The sequence below is a fragment of the Brevibacillus composti genome (assembly GCF_016406105.1).
GTDB classification, from domain to species: domain Bacteria; phylum Bacillota; class Bacilli; order Brevibacillales; family Brevibacillaceae; genus Brevibacillus; species Brevibacillus composti.
The window spans coordinates 4,121,585-4,140,024 of sequence record NZ_CP066308.1; the positions used below are offsets into that span (position 1 = coordinate 4,121,585).

Here is an 18,440-nt window from a genome sequence, read left to right on the forward strand (position 1 = left end):
TTGGAGGGATATACCAGCGGATTTGGATGAAACTGCGATCAGGAAAACATCTGTCCGAAAATCATGGACCAGCCGAGGTAGTCGAATAAGAAGCTGGCCATTTGATAACCGAGCAGAATGGACAGGATGATTTGCAGCAGCTTGGCTCTCGCTCCGTTTGGCTTGCTCAAAAAGAGATCGAATCGCAGCGCTTGCAAAGCCCACCAGCTGATTCCGATCAGAATGACGGTGATGATAATGTTGACTAGGCCGTATACCGCTTGGGACACGTTTGTTTCACTCCTCTATCATACTTAACGGATGATTCTTGGGATTGTTTTACTTTTTTTAAAAAAACATGATACTGGCTCTGCCGTACCGGGAAGAAGCATGTTTCCCTGCGGCGCGACTGTGGAGCCCTGCCCAGCGGAGGAGACGTACGCGGGAAAAAGGGGCGCAACCTCTGAAATCACTTCGTAGCGATACTGCTTTTGCGCACCCCCGCGGATGGCTCCGGAGCGGACTGTCTGCGCTCCCTTGAGGGCGGAGCCCGGAGCACAGCGGGGAAACATGCTTCTTCTCACTACGGCCCCTTGAGAAATGAGTCTATCTCCGACCATTCTGGCTTGTATCTGAAAAAAGAAAAGAGGCCGGCCCGAAAGCCGTCCCCTTCATTGTACCTGATCTTTGCCTATATTTCATTGAAAGTTCGGTGGCAGCATGTCGCCGAAGTTAAACGATGGATCCAGGTAGTTGTGCACGTACTCGGTCACCAAGCCCGGGAATGCCCCAAACACGACGGTCGCCAGTGCCAGAAGCACGACCATGACTCCAATCCCTTTCGGTACGGACAAGGCTGCCTCCGTCGTTCCCGGACGCATGTACATCTGCCGGATAAAGCCGAAGTAGTAGTAGTACGACACGATGCTGGTCGCGATCATGATGGCCGCCAGCCAGTAGCTGCCCTGGGCAATCGCGCCCATGAAGATGTAGAACTTCCCGAAGAATCCGGCGGTCACCGGTATCCCGGCGAGCGACAGCAGGAAGATGCTCATCGAGACCGCGAGCAGCGGCGCGCGATGATACAGTCCGGCGAAGCCCTTCAGATCATGGGTCTGCTGATCCCGCGCCACGATCATAATGACGGCAAAGACCCCAAAGCTAGCGAGCAGGTAAGCAAACAGGAAGAAGGTGACTTCTCCGAAGAACAGCAGGGTCGGCGGTGCGAACGGCACCAGCAGATAGCCGGCCTGTGCCACTCCGGAGAAGGCCATCAGCCGTTTGACATTGGTCTGGCGCAGGGCCATGGTATTCCCGATGATCATCGAGGCTCCCGCCACCACAGCCAGGATCAGCGCTCCCTGTTCAAAGAAGAAACGGGTATCCGTCTGAACGCCGAAGTAGCAGATGAGCAGCAAACGGAAAACCAGGGCAAAGCCTGCCGCTTTGGAAACGACCGCCAGGAATGCCGTGACCGGAGTCGCTGCCCCTTGGTAGACATCTGGTGCCCACATGTGATTGGGTGCTGCCGAGATCTTGAACGCCAGCCCCGCCACCAAAAAGGCAAATGCTGCGTAAATAATGAAATCATAGCCGGACATCGCCGCGTCCGCCAGCCGTTCCGCGATTTGATAGATATTGGTCGTGCCCGTCAGGCCGTACACGTAAGACATCCCGAAGAGGGTGACGGCTGTGGAAATCGCACCGGATACGACGTATTTAAAAGACGATTCATTGGATTGCAAAGACTTCTTGCGCAGACCGACCAAGACGTAGGAGGAGAGAGACAAGAGCTCCAGCCCGACGAACATCGTGATCAGGTCAGCCGAGGACGCCATGACCATCGCGCCCAAAAGGCCCGTCAGCAGCAGATAGTAATACTCGCCGCCATGCTTGACCTCGCCATGCTTCAGATAAGACATGGAGAGCAGGATGGTAAAAGCGACTCCCCCGAGGAAGATCAGCTTAAAGGCATTGCCGTAATCATCGATGCGGATCGTATCCGCCATATAGGCATACGGTTCGCTCATACTGCCGATGTTGACAAAGACGAATACCGACGCCAGCAATACCCCCGCCAGGCTCAGCCATCCAATGACTGATCTGCCCAAACGCTTCCCGGCAAACAAATCAAGCAAAGACAAGCCGGTCGCGAATCCCAGAATGATAAATTCGGGCAGAAGGTACATCCAGTTATACGAGAAGATATCTTTTACGTCCATGGATTACCCTCCTATTCCCGTAACGATGGGGACGATTGTTTTCAAAGTCTGCTGCAGCGGATTCGCGAGCACGGCCGGATACACGCCGATCAGGATAATGAAGCCGAGCAGCACCACCAGTGGAATCACTTCCATCGGTTGTGCGTCTGCCATACCCGTAAAACGGTCAGGTGTCGGACCGAATGTCGTTTTCAAGATGGCCCGCAAGAGGTAGGCCGCTGTCAGCACGATACCGAGCGTACCGACCGCCGCGAGAATCGGCATTTTTCCAAACAAGCCGAGGAAAGCGAAGAATTCACTGATAAACCCGGACATCCCCGGCAAGCCGAGCGATGCCATCGCGCCAGCCAGCATGATCCCGCTGGCGAACGGCATCACTTTGGCGAGTCCGCCCATCTCGTCGATCATCGAGGTCTGGGTTCGCTCCCAGATCATTCCGATGAGGAAGAACAGCAGCGCCGAAATGAATCCGTGGGAGACGACCTGGAACATCGCGCCCTGGAAACCGATCGTGTTCATCGCCGCAAATCCGAGCAGAACGATGCCCATGTGGCTGATACTGGAGTAAGCCATGACCATCTTCAGGTCTTTTTGGACAAAAGCCAGTACCGCTCCGTACAAAATGTTAATCAACCCGAGGACAGCCATCCAGGTCGCAAACTGATAGGCTTGTTCCGGGAAAAACCCGATGCCCATGCGCAAAAGACCGTAGGCCCCCATTTTGAGCAAAATTCCGGAGTGGATCATGACAATCGCCGGCGGCGCCTGCACGTGAACCTTCAGCATCCAGGTATGGAACGGGAAGACCGGCAGTTTTACCGCAAAGGCGATGAAGATCGCCAGGAACAGTCCAAACCGGAATGCAGGCGTCATCGCCATGGCCGCCGGATGGGTGCCCGATGCGAGCAAGGAACTGATGTCCCCCATATTCATCGTGTTCAGGTACATGAACAGGACGATAAAGGCGATCAGCATGACACCGGAGCCGATTCCGTTGTACAACAGGAATTTATTGGCCGCCTTCTCCCTCTCCCCGTAGCCCCAGATCCCGATCAGGAAATAGGTCGGAATCAGCGTCAGTTCGAAGAAGATAAAGAACAGGAACAGATTCTGCGAAGCGAATACACCGAACATGCCGATCAAGAGCAGATGAAACAGGATAAAATACTCTTTCAGCCGTTTCTTCTGATTCCACGACGCCACGGCTGCCAATGTCGCGATGATGGCCGTCAGAACCATCAGCGGCATGGAGATTCCGTCCACGCCCAGCTCATAGGCCAGATCAAAGGAAAAGACGCCGCCGGACTGCAAGGTGCCGATCGGGATCGAGATCCATTTCGCCGTCTCGATGAATTGCATACCCGACTGCTCGTAGTTAAACGATCCGAACAGCAAGAGGGACAAAACGAGCGGCAGGAGCGTTCCCCAGACACCGACCTGCTTGATCACGCCTCCCTTGTACCGGGGAATAAACGCCAGAACCAGGATGGCCAAAAGCGGTGAAAAGACAATGAGTGTAAGCAAGATACTATTGGCCAATGCCAAGGACTCCACCTCCCTGCGCCGTCAATGTGATGGCGACAATCAACAGCACCAGGCCAAACAGCACCATGGCTCCGTACGATTGCACCTGCCCGTTTTGTGCCCGGCCATGCAATGAACCGATCCCTTGGGTGATTTTCGCCACCAAGGCCACCAATCCGTCTACTACATACTTGTCAAACAGATTGAGCAACTGTCCGAGCCATCCCAACGGACGGACAATGACTCCCTGATACAGCTCATCTACAAAATACTTGCGGTAGGAAAGCTGGTACAGCCACGGCATCGCTTCCGGAATCGCATCGGAAGGAATCGACCGCTTGCCGTACATCAGCCAGGCCAGGAAAATACCCAGGATGGATACAGCCAGAGCGACGATCTGCAACCAAGCGGCCGCATGCCCTTCGCCCATCCCGTATACATTCTCAATCGCCGCGCCCACTTCTCCGCTCATCAGCCAGTCTCCCAGCACAGGAGCAAACGGCGTGTGCATAAAGCCGGACACGATCGCCAGCAAAGCGAGGACCAATAGCGGCCCGGTCATAACGCCTGGCGATTCATGCGCATCGTGCTTGCCCCGCGCTTCTCCGGCGAACGTCAGGAAGAAGAGACGGAACATGTAAAACGCGGTAAAGAACGCTGCCAGCATGGCGATCAGCAGCAGGTCAAAGCGATGTGCTTCGTAGACTGCGCCGAGAATCGCTTCTTTGGACCAGAAGCCGGCAAACGGGAAGATCCCTGCGATCGCCAGACACCCGATCAGGAACGTCAGCGCGGTAATCGGCATCTTTTTCCACAATCCACCCATTTCAAAAACATTCTGGGTATGTACAGCATGAATCACGCTTCCTGCGCCCAGGAAGAGCAGCGCTTTGAAGAAGGCATGCGTCATCAAGTGGAAGGTGCCCGCTACGTAACCGGCAGCACCGGCTACCCCCAGCGCCAGCATCATAAAGCCGAGCTGGCTGACCGTCGAGTAAGCGAGAACGCGCTTGATATCGCGCTGTGTCAGACCGATCGAAGCCGCGAAGATCGCGGTGAATCCGCCGACATACGCTACGACGTTCAATGCTGTCTCGGAAGCGATAAACAGCGGGAATGTCGCTGCCACGAGATACACCCCGGCCGCGACCATCGTCGCCGCGTGAATCAGGGCGGACACCGGCGTCGGACCTTCCATGGCGTCCGGAAGCCAGGTATGAAGCGGGAATTGACCCGATTTCCCCACGGCACCGACGAAGATCAGGATCGCCGCCAGTGTGATCATCCACGGCTCCAGCTTGCCGAGCGCGACACTGTCAAAGATTTGCGTATACTCAAAGCTGCCCGTCCACCAGAACAACAGGCAGATTCCGATAAAAAGACCCAAGTCTCCGATGCGCGTAACAATGAATGCTTTTTTCGCCGCCGCTTTCGCTTCCGGCTTGAAATAGTAATAACCGACGAGCAAAAACGAGCAAACCCCGACCAACTCCCAGAAAATGTAAACCTGCAGCAGGTTGGGAGCGATCACCAGGCCCAGCATGGAAAACGTAAAAAGGGCCAGATACTGATAAAAAACCGGAAACCGCTCGTCGCCCTTCATATAGCCTTTGGAGTAGATCTGCACCAGCAGGCTGACCAAGGTCACGATTACCAGCATCATCGCGTTCAGCTGGTTCACCTCAAAGCCCATGGTGATGACAATATCTCCAACCTTTAGCCAATCCAGCGAATAGTTGTAGTCAATGGCTCCCTCTTGAAACCTTTGCCAGAACGTCACGACTGCCAATAAGAATGAAACGGCAGTCAACAGTATTCCGACAGCGGCTGCTCCTTCTTTCAACTGACGGCCAAACGAGACGATCACGATGAAAGCAAAGAGCGGAAACAGAGGAATCAACCAAGCGTATTGCATAAAGGTATCCATTTTTGTCCTCCTTTTCGAATCCCTGTCCTAGCGTTTCATCGAATCCATCTCATCGACGTTGACTGTTTCCTTGTTGCGGTACAAGGCAATCAGAATCGCCAGACCGACCGCTACCTCGGCGGCTGCCACCGTCATCGTGAACAGACTGAAGATATGTCCGGTAATCGACGGATACAGCCCGTATTTGGCGAATGCCACCAGGTTGATATTCACCGCATTCAGCATCAATTCGATCGAAATCAAGACGACGACTGCATTTCTCTTGGTCAGTGCGCCGTACATGCCTACACAAAAAAGGATCAAGGCCACTAGTAAATAGGAGGTAATGCTCACGCTCATTCGCTGTCCTCCTCCTTTTTCGCCATGATGATCGCGCCTACGAGAGCAACCAGGAGCAGAACAGAGATCAGCTCAAACGGAATGACGTAGATCTTGAACACGTCTACCCCGATCTGCTTGACGTTGCTCACCTCAGTGACAGCCGTTTCCGCTGGCTGCGGCCAGACTGTGCGCTGAATTCCCCAAAACATCAGTCCAAACAGAACTGCGACAAAAATCAGCGCAAACGCGTTTTTCCATTTGTGAGTGGAACCCTCATCAGATGCGTCGTGCTTGGTCAGCATGATCCCAAACAGCATCAGAATGGAGATCGCTCCGGAGTAGACCAGGATTTGCGCTACTCCGACGAATTCCGCCCCGAGCAAAACGAACAGGCCGGCGATGCTGATAAACGTGATGCCAAGCGAAATCACCATATGCACGACACGGGTGAAGCTGATCATGAAGACCGCTCCGCCAATCGTCAGGAGGGAGAGGATAAAAAACGCAAGAAACTCGCCATTCATCACTAGTTCTCCTCCCTGACATTGGTGTTGTTGTCATCGAGCCATTTGAGGTTCTTGTACAGCTCATCCCGACTGTACGTCGCCAGCTCGAAGTTATTGGTCATCACGATCGCTTCGGTCGGACATACCTCTGTGCACAAGTCGCAGAGAATGCAGATTTCGAAGTTGATATCGTAGGTATCGATAATTTTCCCTTTTTTCTCCGGGTCCGGATGGGGCTTGCCCGTCAATTGGATGCATTCGGTCGGACATACCCGCGCGCACTGGTTGCATACAATGCATTTTTCCGGCGAGAAGTGTTGAATGCCGCGAAAACGGGGCGGCATGGGAAAAGGCACGTCCGGGTAAAAATGCGTAACTTTTTTCTCGGTCAGTTTCTTAAACGTATACCCAAGGCCTTTGGCCAGTCCTAGCATGTGTGTCACCCCTTTGGAAAAGATTCAGTCTACCTCGTCGTCTTAGGAGAACATGCCGCTTTGGTAGGAGATCACCACGGCAGTGACCAGGATGTTCAGGAGCGCTAATGGCAACAGCACTTTCCAGGAAAACGACATCAACTGGTCGGCGCGTGGACGCGGCATCGTCGCACGGAGCCAGAACTGCAGAAAGATATACACAGAGAACTTGAGCACAAACCAGACGATCCCCGGAATGAAGTCCAATGCCTGTATCGGCGGCAGCCATCCTCCGAAGAACAGGATCGTGATGAGTGCGCCCATCCCAAACATATAGACGTATTCCGCCAGCATGAACATGGCAAAGCGGAAGCCGGAATACTCGACGTGGTAACCGCCCACCAGCTCCGACTCTGCTTCCGGCAGGTCAAACGGTGTCCGGTTCAGCTCAGCCTGGGCCGCGATCAAAAATACCCCGAGACCGAGGATTTGTGGAATAAAGTTCCACATATCCCGCTGCGCTTCGACAATCTCCCGCAGATTCATGCTGCCTGTCATCAGGACTACCCCGACGACGGACATGACCAGCGGCACCTCGTAACTGATCATCTGGGCAGCGGAGCGAAGTCCCCCGATCAGCGAGTACTTGTTATTGGAGGCCCACCCCGCCGTAATCACGCCCAAAACAGTGATTCCGGAGAGAGCGATGTAGTACAAAATCCCGATGCCCAGATCGGCAAACTGAATTTTATCCGTAAAGGGCAGGACGGCCAGTACGCCAAACGCCGGCGCATACACCAGGATCGGCGCCAGCGTGTACAGGGCCCGGTCGGCATGCTTGGGGCGCGTATCTTCCTTGATCAGCAGCTTGGCGACGTCAGCCACCGTCTGCAAAAGACCCAGGGGTCCGACGCGGTTGGGACCGATCCGCAGCTGCATCCAGCCGATTACTTTGCGCTCAAAATAAATCGCATAGGTCACGAAGCCGAGCAGAACCGCCAGCAACACGACGGCAGCGAGGAAAAACCACATGATATTTCCCAGTGAAGGTGCCTGTTGCAAAAGCTCGCGCATCAACAATCTACCTCCCCAAGCACGATGTCGATGCTGCCCAGGATTGCCACCATGTCAGAGATGTTCTCTCCATCCAGCAGCGCAGGCAGAATCTGTAGGTTGGTAAAGGAAGGGCGGCGGAATTTCAGGCGCCACGGCTTATCCTTTCCTTGGCTTGCGATGTAACAACCGATCTCGCCGCGTGGCGATTCGATCCGCACATACGCTTCGCCCGCAGGCGGACGGATGACGCGCGGCACCTTGCCCATGATCTCGCCTTCGCTCGGGAACTGCTCCAATGCCTGTTCCAGAATGCGCAGCGACTGTTCGACCTCCGCCAGACGGAGATGATAGCGAGCCAGGCAGTCTCCTTCCGTCGCTACCGGAACGTCGAAATCAAAACGGTCGTATATGCAGTACGGCTCATCCTTGCGCAAATCCCATTTGATCCCGGTGGAGCGAAGCATCACGCCGGAGAGGGAATAATCCAGCGCTGTCTTTTGATCGAATTTGCCGATGCCGCGCAGGCGGTTCAAGAAAATCTCATTGCCCGAAACCAGCTGATGATAACCGCCCAGTTCCTTTTTCATATAGGCCACGAATTCTTTTACTTTCTCAATCCAGCCTGGAGGCGCATCCCACTTCACGCCGCCGACGCGCATGTAGTTAAAGGTCATGCGTGCGCCGCAAAGCTCGTTAAACAGATCGAGGATCGTCTCACGGTCTCTGAAGGCAAACAAAAACGGTGACATGGCACCCAGGTCAAGCAAATAGGTACCCCACCACACCAAGTGACTGGCTACACGGTTCAATTCCATTGCGATCAGGCGAAGATACTGTGCCCGCTCTGGAATTTCCAGCCCCATCATCGTTTCCACTGCATGACAGATCACATAGTTGTTGGTCATCGCCGCGAGGTAGTCCATGCGGTCCGTATAGGGAATAATTTGCGTGTATGTCAGATTTTCTGCCAGTTTTTCCGTACCCCTGTGCAGATAACCCATGACCGGAATCGCTTCTTTGATGGTCTCCCCATCAATTTTGACTACGAGACGAAATACTCCGTGCGTACTCGGGTGCTGAGGACCCACGTTGAGGAGCATCTCCTCTGTCCGGATGCCGGTTTCAGAAGATATGTTTGTGCTTGTGGTCAGGATGTCTTGTTTCATCTGTTACACCTCCTCGTCGTACTGCACGTAGTCCTTCCGCAGCGGATGCCCGACCCACTCATCCGGGAGCAAAATTCGACGCAAATCGGTATGTCCCGGGAAATGAATGCCCAAAAGGTCGTACGTTTCGCGCTCGTTCCAATCCGCTCCCCGCCAGATGTTCATCACGGAAGGCACCGTCGGCTGTTCGCGGTCCGTTTTTACTTTTACCGCTACGCTTTGCCTGTTTGGATAGGAGTAAAAATGATAGTACACTTCCATCCGGTCTTCGTAGTCAACCCCATGAAGATTGGCCAGATAATCAAAAGCCAGGGCCTCGTCCTCTTTCAGGAACGCCGCCACTTCCAGCCAGCGTTCATTTTTGATCACCAAAGTCGGCACTTCTTTGGAAAGCTCATTAATATAGGATGATTCCACGACATCTGCCCCGAACTTCTCCGTCAGGCGGGCCACATACTTATCCAGGTACGGCTGGTTTTTGGATGGGGGCTTGGGCGCTTCCGGCGCAGCTTCTGCATCTCCGCCGCTTGCCGCTCCCTTTGCTTTGGCCGCCGCTGCCGCTGCCGCCGCCGCTTTGGCTTTGGCTGCTGCCGCTGCTTTTGCCTTGGCATCATCGCCTCCAGCATCGCCGCCCTCCGCTGCTTCCCGGGCCGCTTTGGCTTTGGCCGCTGCTGCTGCCGCTGCCGCCGCTTTTGCTTTCGCTGCCGCCGCTGCTTTCGCCTTGGCCTCTGCATCGGTGTCTCCGCCGCTTTCAGACGCTTCGCGCGCCGCCTTAGCTTTGGCCGCCGCTGCTGCCGCTGCCGCCGCTTTGGCTGCTGCCTTTTCTTCCGGCGTCATCTCGGAGACAGGCTTGCTCGGCGCTGCTGCTTGCTCGCTAGCTTGACCGGATGCTGCTGCTCCCGACTCGGCCTGCTGGGCCGCTTCGCGCGCTGCCTTGGCTTTGGCCGCCGCCGCTGCCGCTGCCGCCGCTTTGGCTGCTGCCTTTTCTTCCGGCGTCATCTCGGAGACAGGCTTGCTCGGTGCTGCAGCCTGCTCGGCTGCTTGACCGGAAGCTGCTGCTCCCGACTCGGACTGCTGGGCCGCTTCACCCGGAGCCGCCGTTTCCGCCGCAAGCTGCTCTTGTTCTTTGGCTTTCCGCAAAGCTTCGGCCTTGGCTCGGGCTTCTGCTGCTGCCTTTGCCTTTTCCTCCGGCGTCGGTTTGCGTTTTTCGTCCGTCATTGATTCGTCACCCGCTTTCCGGTCTTCGCTTCGTAACGAATTTTTTCCTGAAGTTTGTTAATTCCGTAAATAAGTGCGGCGGGATTAGGCGGGCACCCCGGGATGTAGACGTCCACCGGAACGATTTGATCGACACCTTTCACCACACTGTAGGACTTCACATACGGTCCTCCTGCTGTCGCACAAGAGCCCATCGCAATTACCCATTTGGGTTCGGGCATCTGGTCGTACAGCCTGCGCAGCAAGGGAGCCATTTTCTTCGTGACGGTACCTGCGACGATCATCACGTCAGACTGGCGGGGCGAGGCACGGAAAATGACGCCAAAACGGTCCAAGTCGTAGCGGGCACCCCCGGTCCCCATCATCTCGATCGCGCAACAGGCCAAACCGAATGTCAGCGGCCAGAGGGAATTGCTGCGAACCCAACCTTTTACCGTTTCCAGCGTCGTAAACATGACGTTGCGATTCAACTCTTCTTGCAATTCAGGCGCAATGCTTGACAGATCTAGTTCCATTCCAGCACCTTCTTTCTCCAGGCGTAAATCAGTCCAACCACCAGCAAGCAAATAAAGATGACCATTTCCACCAGGGCGAACAGGCCCAGTTCCTTGTAGGCTACTGCCCATGGATACAGAAAGAGGGTTTCTACATCAAAAATCACGAAGAGCAAGGCGAAAATGTAGTACTTGACGTTAAAGCGAACCCAGCTGTCCCCTACCGGAATGTTACCGCTTTCATAGGTAGTCATTTTTTCCGGAGTCGGCTTTTTCGGGCGCAGTAACGGACCGATGATACTGACTGTGGCTACAGGCAGCAGTACACCGAGGAACAAGAAAATCGCCACAATGACATAATTGTTGGTATAGATTTCACCCAATGACGTTCCCTCCGCTCTGTAATCAATAGAAAAAAATACCTCCACTATTATAGCAAATTGCCCACAGGGTGTCTAACGAATGACTTCCACGGTTGCCATGAAAAGGAAAAAACTTAGAGAATTTGTCCCTAAGTTTTCCATTGGTCCTATATTGTATTTTATTGCACGTTGGAAGAGTACTGTTGTCCAAGAAAATCTTCGTAAATACGCTCCCACACCACGGAAAACGTCATCGGTTGGTCGTCCGGAATTTCCAGCATATTTTCGATCGGCTCTTCGAGATACGGCGTCAGCTTGATCAGCACTTCTGTCAGCATCGCGTCGTTGGTGTTCAGCATCTGTTTCAAATCCGCTTTGGACAAGTGGAACACTTCGTCGTCGCGCTCATGAAGCGCGAGCACCAGACGGCTGAAAATCGGGTGGATCAGCGCTTCCAGCTTGACATAAGCCAAAGCCAGCTTCTCTTCGTCGGTCAGATCAAACATCTCCATCGCGTCAGGGAATGGATAAATCGGGATGTCCCAAACGTCGCCCTGATCCAGCAAGATACCCCATTTTTCAAACAGAGCGAGCGCTTCTTCACGAGATGTCGGATACTCGTAACCAGAGCGAACAATCACGCGCTTGTGTCTTTCCAAAACATTGACATAGCCTTCAAAATCCTCTTTGCTTTTGAACATGTCTTCGGTCGGTTCGGCAAACGTGCCTTTCAGCCCTGCGAAGCTGTCCAACATTTCTCTCATCTGCGCCTTGCTTTCGCCTTCCTTGACTGCGTAGCACAATGCGTGGAACAGCACGTTCATCTCATGCGGCAGCACGTTGGACCACCCATTGGCTGTATAGGAGCTTGGGATCACAACTCCGTCTTCGTTGTTGCCCCGGACCTCTCTAATTGTCTGCATATGTTTACACTCTCCTTTATGCCTGTCGCCATTTGCATTCCGGATACTCATCATCTCGCCTGTGTTCTCCAAATAAACAGGCAGAGCACCACGCTTATTATACACCGAATGACAGACCGATTACCAACTGGAATTGGAATCCGCCTAGTTTTGGCAGAAATACGGGGGCTTGTTTCCGACTGTAGTGAAGAAGAAGCATGTTCCCATGCTAAGCTCCGTTCTCCGCCCCGCAGGGAGGACTCACTGTCCGCTCCATTGCGGCCCATGGGGGTCCGCAAAAGTGGCACCGCTCCGAGGTCATCCCACGTTGCGTCCCTTTTTCCCATGGGCCGCAATGAAGCTGAGATGGGCTGCGCAAAGTCGCTGCGCATGGGAACATGCTTCTTCTCACCCTGGCCCCGTTTCCAAAAAAGGAAAGCACCAAGAAGAAGCCCAAGAAGCAGCAGACATAAAAAGCCCCCGTCGCAATCGTACGGGGGCCTTGGCATATTACTTTCCGGAAACTTGCATACGCGTAAGCGCACGCTGCAATGCGTATTCGGCACGACGCACATCCAGATCGGGATGCCGCTCGTTCAGTCGCTTCTCGGCGCGCTCTCTTGCGGCCTTGGCGCGATTGACATCGATATCCTCCGGTCTTTCGGCCGTCTCCGCCAAGATGGTCACCTTGTCGCGACGAACTTCCATGAAACCGCCGCTTACAGCCAGCACCACTTCTTTGTCGCCTTCTGTCTTCACTCGAACAGGCGCGATCTTCAACGGGGTCACCAGCGGCATGTGGTTCGGCATGATACCGAGCTCGCCTTGCACGCCACGCGCAATGACCATTGTGGCTTCACCGCTGAATACAACCCGTTCAGGAGTTACGACTTCCACTGTCATCTTACTCACTTACTGGTCTCCCCTTTCCAGGGTGTTACGCCATGTTCTTAGCACGTTCTACCACGTCTTCGATCGTACCTGCATAGAGGAATGCACCCTCTGGCAGATGATCGTGCTTGCCTTCGAGGATTTCCTTGAAGCTGCGAACGGTGTCCTTCAATGGCACGTATTGGCCTGGGTTACCGGTGAACTGCTCGGCAACGTGGAAGGATTGGGACAAGAAACGTTGGATGCGGCGAGCGCGCGCCACGATTTGCTTGTCTTCGTCGCTCAGCTCGTCCATACCCAGAATCGCGATGATGTCTTGCAGTTCTTTGTAGCGCTGCAGGATTTTTTGAACGCCGCGGGCTACATCGTAGTGCTCTTGACCCACGATATCAGGAGACAGCGCGCGGGACGTGGATGCGAGCGGGTCTACCGCAGGGAAGATCCCCAGCTCGGCGATAGAACGCTCCAGGTTCGTGGTTGCGTCCAAGTGAGCAAATGTCGTTGCTGGCGCCGGGTCTGTATAGTCGTCCGCCGGAACGTAAATCGCTTGGATGGAGGTAACCGAACCTTTTTTCGTAGAGGTAATGCGCTCTTGCAGCTGACCCATCTCGGTTGCCAGCGTCGGTTGGTAACCTACCGCGGAAGGCATACGGCCGAGGAGTGCAGAAACTTCAGAACCCGCTTGGGTAAAGCGGAAGATGTTGTCGATAAACAGAAGCACGTCGCGGCCTTCTTCATCACGGAAGTATTCCGCCATGGTCAGACCGGTCAGAGCCACGCGAAGACGGGCACCAGGCGGTTCGTTCATCTGACCGAACACCATCGCGGTTTTCGGCAGAACGCCTGCGTCTTTCATCTCATGGTACAAGTCGTTACCTTCACGGGTGCGCTCGCCAACGCCGGCGAATACGGAGATACCGCCGTGCTCTTGCGCGATGTTGTTGATCAGCTCTTGGATCGTAACGGTTTTCCCTACACCGGCACCACCGAAGAGACCGATCTTACCACCCTTGATGTAAGGAGCCAAAAGGTCAATAACCTTGATCCCTGTTTCCAGGATTTCTACTTCCGTCGCTTGCTCGACAAACTCAGGAGCTTTGCGGTGGATCGGGTCGCGGCGCTCTACCTGACCCAGTTCTTTCAGGTCGATCGGCTCACCGAGTACGTTAAATACGCGGCCCAGCGTAACCTCACCGACAGGAACAGAGATCGGCGCACCTGTATCCACACACTCCATGCCGCGCACCAGACCATCGGTGGAGGACATCGCAACGGCACGAACCAGATTGTCACCCAGGTGAGTAGCAACCTCAACGGTCAAATCAATGTCACGTTCTCCGGCACTTTGAGCTTTATGTTGAATCTTGATCGCATTGTAAATGGCAGGCAAATGTCCGCGGTCGAACTCGATGTCTACGACCGGGCCCATTACCTGTACCACGCGTCCTTTCGCCATCTTACTTCTTCCCTCCTGTGAAACTGAATTGGAGTTAACTCGTCACTTATGCCTGTGCGTTTGCACCGGCGACAATCTCCGAGATCTCTTGCGTAATCGCAGCCTGACGGGCGCGGTTGTACATCAGGGTGTAGCGACTGATCATGTCCGTCGCGTTGTCCGTCGCGTTGCCCATCGCCGTCATCCGGGAGCCTTCCTCGGAAGCCTTCGCTTCGAGAAGCGCGCTGTATACCAATGTTTCCGCGTACTTCGGAAGGAGATCAGCCAGGACTTCTTCCGCAGACGGCTCGTACTCGTAATTCGCGCCGTTGCCGCCCTTATTTTCAGGTGCCTCCAACGGAAGCAGACGTCTTACGGTCGGCACTTGTGAGATTGCACTTTGGAACTTGTTGTAGCACAGATACAGCTCGTCAATCTGCTCGTCCGCGAACAGTTGAACAGCCGCGCTGGCAATCTTTTTGATATCGGAGAAAGCGGGATTCTCCGGAAGTCCGGTTACCTCATCGATCACAGGGTAATTCCGTTTTGTAAAGAAGTCGCGTCCTTTTCGGCCCAGTACAAAAATGCCGTACTCATCCTTGGACTTGTGCTTCTCATTGATCGTCTGAATGACGGTACGAATCATGTTTCCGTTGTAGCCGCCCGCAAGACCGCGGTCAGAGGTGATGACAATGTAGCCTGTCTTTTTCACAGGTCGGGATTGCAGCATCGGATGCTTGGAGCCAGTGGTGCCGCTCGCGATGCTGGCGATCACTTCCTGGATCTTGTCTGCATACGGACGAGCCGCCAATGCTTTCTCCTGGTTGCGGCGAAGCTTTGCAGCCGCCACCATCTTCATCGCCTTCGTAATCTGGCGCGTATTCTTTACGCTCTTGATACGGCGTCGAATCTCACGTATTCCTTTAGCCAATCGTTTTCACCACCTTGGGAATGCATGCCAAAGCAGGCTGCTCCGGCATGCATCAGTTGTCTATCGGTTAACGGTTAGCGAGTGACCGAAAAGCCTTTTTTGAACTCTTCGATCGCTGCGTTGAATTCTTTTTCATCCGGAAGCTCTTTCGTCGTGCGGATATGCTCCAACAGCTCAGGCTTGTTGGACTCCAGGTAGGACAGGAGCTCCTTTTCAAAACGGCGCACGTCTTCGATCGGAATATCGTCGAGGAAGCCTCTGGTTGCGGTATAGATGACCGCTACCTGTTTCTCAACCGGCATTGGATCGAATTGGCCTTGTTTCATGATTTCCATCAAGCGCTCACCGCGAGTGAGTCGCGCTTGGGTCGCTTTATCCAGGTCAGAACCGAACTGAGCAAATGCTGCCAGCTCGCGGTATTGCGCCAGCTCGAGCTTGAGCGGACCCGCTACCTTTTTCATCGCCTTGATTTGCGCCGCACCCCCTACACGGGATACGGACAGACCGGTGTTAACCGCCGGACGTTGACCCGCGTTGAACAGGTCGGTCTCGAGGAAGATCTGACCGTCGGTGATGGAGATCACGTTGGTCGGAATGTAAGCGGAGATGTCACCCGCTTGGGTCTCGATGAACGGCAGAGCAGTCAGAGAGCCTGCGCCGAGGTCATCGGACAGTTTGGCTGCACGCTCGAGGAGACGGGAGTGCAGGTAGAAAACGTCACCCGGATAGGCTTCGCGGCCTGGAGGACGGCGGAGCAAGAGGGACATTTCACGGTAAGCGGCAGCCTGTTTGGACAGGTCGTCGTATACGCACAGGACGTGGCCGCCTTTGTACATGAAGTATTCACCCATGGTAACACCTGCGTATGGAGCCAGGTACAGCATCGGAGCCGGATCGGAAGCCGTCGCGGAAACGATGATGGTATAGTCCAGAGCGCCATGCTTGCGCAGGGTTTCTACGATGCCGGCAACGGTCGATTGCTTCTGACCGATAGCCACGTAGATACAAATCATGCCATTGCCTTTTTGGTTGATGATCGTGTCGAGTGCCACAGAGGTTTTACCGGTTTGACGGTCACCAATGATCAATTCGCGCTGTCCGCGACCGATCGGGATCATCGAGTCGATCGCTTTGATCCCCGTTTGCAGCGGCTCATGAACGGATTTACGAGCCATAACACCCGGAGCCGGGCTTTCAATTGCACGGAATTCGGTCGTGTTGATCGGGCCGAGGCCGTCAATCGGCTGACCGAGCGGGTTAACTACGCGGCCTACGAGTGCTTCGCCTACAGGCACTTCCATAACGCGGCCGGTACGTTTTACTGTATCGCCTTCTTTAATGTCACGGAACGGACCAAGAATAACGACACCCACGTTATCTTCTTCCAAGTTGAGTACCATACCCATTACGCCGTTTTGGAACTCGAGGAGCTCCCCGGCCATTGCTTTTTCCAAACCGTGAACACGTGCAATACCGTCACCAACCTGGATGACCGTACCTACGTCCACGACTTCGATTTCAGATGTAAAATTAGCGATCCGCTCTTTGATGAGGGAGCTAATCTCTTCTGGTCTGATTGCACTCACTTAACATTCACCCCATTCGTCCAACGATCTAAAAATAGAGGGTGTTTAAAGCGAATCCTCTCGCTTTAAACGGTCTTTTATTGTTGATGCGCGAAATTTTCCAGCTTTGTCTTGATGCTGCCATCGTACAAGCGGTCGCCGATGCGAACGACGATCCCGCCAAGGATGGACGGGTCTACCACATTCGTCAGGCGCAGCTTTTTATTGATTCTCTGGCTGAACTTCTCGGCCAGCTCCGTCTGTTCCTCTTCGGAAAGAGGCAGGGCGCTGGTCACCACTGCGTCGGCAATGCCGCGCGCTTCATTCGCCAGTTTTACAAATGCTTGCTGAATCAGTGCGATTTCGGTCTCTCGCCCTTTCTCAATCAAAACGGCGAGAAAATTGTACACTTCGGCGCTGATGTGATTTTTGAACAAATCATCAACCAGCTTTGTTTTTGCGTCCGCTGCAATGTGCGGGTGAAGCAAAATTTTGCTCAGATCGGCGTTTTGCTCGATCGCTTGCACAACGGCTCCCAGGTCAGCTTCCACCTGATCGATCACTCCACGCTCGCTTGCGATTTCAAACAAAGCGCGAGCATAGCGCTTTCCTACCGCGCCGCTCATAAGCGATCTCCCACTTGTGCCATAAATTTGTCAACCACCGATTTTTGCGTGGCTTCATCCAGCTCTTTTTCGATGATTTTGGAAGCGAGCATCACTGACAGGCCCGCCATTTGGTCGCGCAGTTCCGCTTTCGCTTTTTCCACTTCGCGAGCCAGTTCTTTGCTTGCTTCTGCTTTCATGCGCTCGGTCGCCTCTTGGGCATCGGCAACAATTTTCGCCGACTCCGTAGCAGCTTGCTTGGTGGCGCGCTCGATAACGGCTTTCGCTTCGACGCGAGCCTCTTCCAGCAGGCGGCGTTGTTCACTCAGAAGAGCTTCCGCTTCTGCGCGATTGCGCTCGGCAGAGGCGATTTCGTTTTCTACGTGTTGCCGGCGACGCTCTAGTACATCCGCGATCGGCTTGGTAGCGTACTTGGCTACAGCGATGATCAGGATGATGAAAATGATCACTTGGAACAGTAACGTGCCCCATTCCAGGGATACAGCTCCAAAGTCAAGCATTCTATTCACTCCTTCCCTGCACAACAGGAGAATCTGCAACGTTACACAACATCTGCGGGCGTACCCGCGAGATTTTTACAAAAGAGAGGCGAAGGGCATGCCTCCGCCTATGAACTACTGTTTAACTGTTCGCTTAGCCAAGTCGGCCATAGAGAATGAAGCCAACCGCTACAGCGATAATCGGAATCGCCTCTACGAGACCCATACCGAGGAACATGAGACCCATCAGGTTACCACGAGCTTCTGGTTGACGAGCTACGCCTTCGATTGTGCGAGAAATTACCAAGCTAGCGCCCAGAGCGCCACCAAATGCTGCAAGACCAAATACGATACCAATTGCAAGAGCAAGACCTAAACCTTCCATGTTAGGAATACCTCCCTGAGTTTTTTTATAGGGTAAGA

20 protein-coding genes are annotated in these 18,440 nt (G+C 54.1%); all 20 read right to left on the minus strand.

The features are described from left to right. Positions 1-38: 38 nt before the first annotated feature. Entirely contained in the window at positions 39-269 is a 231-nt protein-coding gene (locus tag JD108_RS20620; protein ID WP_198827783.1) for a DUF1146 family protein, read from the minus strand. Between the two features lie 408 nt (positions 270-677). After that, positions 678-2,201 (minus strand): NADH-quinone oxidoreductase subunit NuoN, encoded by a 1,524-nt coding sequence (nuoN, locus tag JD108_RS20625; protein ID WP_198827784.1) that lies wholly within the window; start codon positions 2,199-2,201, stop codon positions 678-680. 3 nt (positions 2,202-2,204) lie between these two features. Next, positions 2,205-3,740: a complex I subunit 4 family protein gene (locus JD108_RS20630; RefSeq protein WP_198830208.1), complete on the minus strand. Its 1,536-nt coding sequence runs from the start codon at positions 3,738-3,740 to the stop codon at positions 2,205-2,207. Next, a complete protein-coding gene (nuoL, locus tag JD108_RS20635) occupies positions 3,730-5,652 on the minus strand; it encodes an NADH-quinone oxidoreductase subunit L (protein WP_198827785.1) in 1,923 nt (640 codons plus the stop codon). Before nuoL ends, JD108_RS20630 begins: the two co-directional genes overlap by 11 nt. A 27-nt stretch (positions 5,653-5,679) precedes the next feature. Continuing rightward, positions 5,680-5,991, minus strand: a complete 312-nt coding sequence (gene nuoK, locus JD108_RS20640; RefSeq protein ID WP_198827786.1) for an NADH-quinone oxidoreductase subunit NuoK — start codon at positions 5,989-5,991, stop codon at positions 5,680-5,682. Beyond that, on the minus strand, positions 5,988-6,497 hold the full coding sequence (locus JD108_RS20645; protein ID WP_198827787.1) for an NADH-quinone oxidoreductase subunit J: 510 nt from the start codon (positions 6,495-6,497) through the stop codon (positions 5,988-5,990). The genes nuoK and JD108_RS20645 overlap by 4 nt, the downstream gene beginning before the upstream one ends. Before the next feature lie 2 nt (positions 6,498-6,499). Next, positions 6,500-6,913, minus strand: coding sequence for an NADH-quinone oxidoreductase subunit NuoI (nuoI, locus tag JD108_RS20650; protein WP_198827788.1), 414 nt, complete (start codon positions 6,911-6,913; stop codon positions 6,500-6,502). Between the two features lie 42 nt (positions 6,914-6,955). Further along, on the minus strand, positions 6,956-7,969 hold the full coding sequence (nuoH, locus tag JD108_RS20655) for an NADH-quinone oxidoreductase subunit NuoH (RefSeq protein ID WP_198827789.1): 1,014 nt from the start codon (positions 7,967-7,969) through the stop codon (positions 6,956-6,958). Continuing rightward, positions 7,966-9,114: an NADH-quinone oxidoreductase subunit D gene (locus JD108_RS20660; protein WP_198827790.1), complete on the minus strand. Its 1,149-nt coding sequence runs from the start codon at positions 9,112-9,114 to the stop codon at positions 7,966-7,968. Before JD108_RS20660 ends, nuoH begins: the two co-directional genes overlap by 4 nt. Positions 9,115-9,117: 3 nt before the next feature. Continuing rightward, positions 9,118-10,332, minus strand: coding sequence for an NADH-quinone oxidoreductase subunit C (locus tag JD108_RS20665; protein ID WP_198827791.1), 1,215 nt, complete (start codon positions 10,330-10,332; stop codon positions 9,118-9,120). Then, the gene (locus tag JD108_RS20670) at positions 10,329-10,847 is read right to left on the minus strand and encodes a NuoB/complex I 20 kDa subunit family protein (protein ID WP_198827792.1); all 519 of its coding nucleotides are present in this window, start codon (positions 10,845-10,847) and stop codon (positions 10,329-10,331) included. Before JD108_RS20670 ends, JD108_RS20665 begins: the two co-directional genes overlap by 4 nt. Next, on the minus strand, positions 10,838-11,209 hold the full coding sequence (locus JD108_RS20675; RefSeq protein WP_198827793.1) for an NADH-quinone oxidoreductase subunit A: 372 nt from the start codon (positions 11,207-11,209) through the stop codon (positions 10,838-10,840). Before JD108_RS20675 ends, JD108_RS20670 begins: the two co-directional genes overlap by 10 nt. Positions 11,210-11,367: 158 nt before the next feature. Further along, the gene (locus JD108_RS20680) at positions 11,368-12,111 is read right to left on the minus strand and encodes a DUF6042 family protein (protein WP_198827794.1); all 744 of its coding nucleotides are present in this window, start codon (positions 12,109-12,111) and stop codon (positions 11,368-11,370) included. 489 nt (positions 12,112-12,600) lie between these two features. Further along, on the minus strand, positions 12,601-13,002 hold the full coding sequence (locus JD108_RS20685; RefSeq protein WP_198827795.1) for a F0F1 ATP synthase subunit epsilon: 402 nt from the start codon (positions 13,000-13,002) through the stop codon (positions 12,601-12,603). A 25-nt stretch (positions 13,003-13,027) separates the two neighbouring features. Further along, complete coding sequence (gene atpD, locus JD108_RS20690) at positions 13,028-14,437, minus strand: F0F1 ATP synthase subunit beta (protein ID WP_198827796.1); 1,410 nt, start codon at positions 14,435-14,437, stop codon at positions 13,028-13,030. A 46-nt stretch (positions 14,438-14,483) separates the two neighbouring features. After that, positions 14,484-15,347: an ATP synthase F1 subunit gamma gene (gene atpG / locus JD108_RS20695; RefSeq protein ID WP_198827797.1), complete on the minus strand. Its 864-nt coding sequence runs from the start codon at positions 15,345-15,347 to the stop codon at positions 14,484-14,486. Between the two features lie 74 nt (positions 15,348-15,421). Beyond that, positions 15,422-16,933 (minus strand): F0F1 ATP synthase subunit alpha, encoded by a 1,512-nt coding sequence (atpA, locus tag JD108_RS20700; protein WP_198827798.1) that lies wholly within the window; start codon positions 16,931-16,933, stop codon positions 15,422-15,424. 77 nt (positions 16,934-17,010) lie between these two features. Further along, the gene (locus JD108_RS20705) at positions 17,011-17,538 is read right to left on the minus strand and encodes a F0F1 ATP synthase subunit delta (RefSeq protein WP_198827799.1); all 528 of its coding nucleotides are present in this window, start codon (positions 17,536-17,538) and stop codon (positions 17,011-17,013) included. Then, positions 17,535-18,038 (minus strand): F0F1 ATP synthase subunit B, encoded by a 504-nt coding sequence (gene atpF / locus JD108_RS20710; RefSeq protein ID WP_198827800.1) that lies wholly within the window; start codon positions 18,036-18,038, stop codon positions 17,535-17,537. Before atpF ends, JD108_RS20705 begins: the two co-directional genes overlap by 4 nt. A gap of 133 nt (positions 18,039-18,171) precedes the next feature. Next, positions 18,172-18,402: a F0F1 ATP synthase subunit C gene (gene atpE, locus JD108_RS20715; protein ID WP_198827801.1), complete on the minus strand. Its 231-nt coding sequence runs from the start codon at positions 18,400-18,402 to the stop codon at positions 18,172-18,174. Between the last annotated feature and the right edge of the window lie 38 nt (positions 18,403-18,440).

What these genes read in the sequence shown, in the direction of transcription:
- nuoN (WP_198827784.1), bottom strand. Translation starts at nt 2,201, where the DNA reads ATGGACGTAAAAGATATCTTCTCGTATAACTGGATGTACCTTCTGCCC.
- nuoL (WP_198827785.1), bottom strand. Translation starts at nt 5,652, where the DNA reads ATGGATACCTTTATGCAATACGCTTGGTTGATTCCTCTGTTTCCGCTC.
- nuoK (WP_198827786.1), bottom strand. Translation starts at nt 5,991, where the DNA reads ATGAGCGTGAGCATTACCTCCTATTTACTAGTGGCCTTGATCCTTTTT.
- JD108_RS20645 (WP_198827787.1), bottom strand. Translation starts at nt 6,497, where the DNA reads ATGAATGGCGAGTTTCTTGCGTTTTTTATCCTCTCCCTCCTGACGATT.
- nuoI (WP_198827788.1), bottom strand. Translation starts at nt 6,913, where the DNA reads ATGCTAGGACTGGCCAAAGGCCTTGGGTATACGTTTAAGAAACTGACC.
- JD108_RS20660 (WP_198827790.1), bottom strand. Translation starts at nt 9,114, where the DNA reads ATGAAACAAGACATCCTGACCACAAGCACAAACATATCTTCTGAAACC.
- JD108_RS20665 (WP_198827791.1), bottom strand. Translation starts at nt 10,332, where the DNA reads ATGACGGACGAAAAACGCAAACCGACGCCGGAGGAAAAGGCAAAGGCA.
- JD108_RS20670 (WP_198827792.1), bottom strand. Translation starts at nt 10,847, where the DNA reads ATGGAACTAGATCTGTCAAGCATTGCGCCTGAATTGCAAGAAGAGTTG.
- JD108_RS20680 (WP_198827794.1), bottom strand. Translation starts at nt 12,111, where the DNA reads ATGCAGACAATTAGAGAGGTCCGGGGCAACAACGAAGACGGAGTTGTG.
- atpD (WP_198827796.1), bottom strand. Translation starts at nt 14,437, where the DNA reads ATGGCGAAAGGACGCGTGGTACAGGTAATGGGCCCGGTCGTAGACATC.
- JD108_RS20705 (WP_198827799.1), bottom strand. Translation starts at nt 17,538, where the DNA reads ATGAGCGGCGCGGTAGGAAAGCGCTATGCTCGCGCTTTGTTTGAAATC.
- atpF (WP_198827800.1), bottom strand. Translation starts at nt 18,038, where the DNA reads ATGCTTGACTTTGGAGCTGTATCCCTGGAATGGGGCACGTTACTGTTC.
- atpE (WP_198827801.1), bottom strand. Translation starts at nt 18,402, where the DNA reads ATGGAAGGTTTAGGTCTTGCTCTTGCAATTGGTATCGTATTTGGTCTT.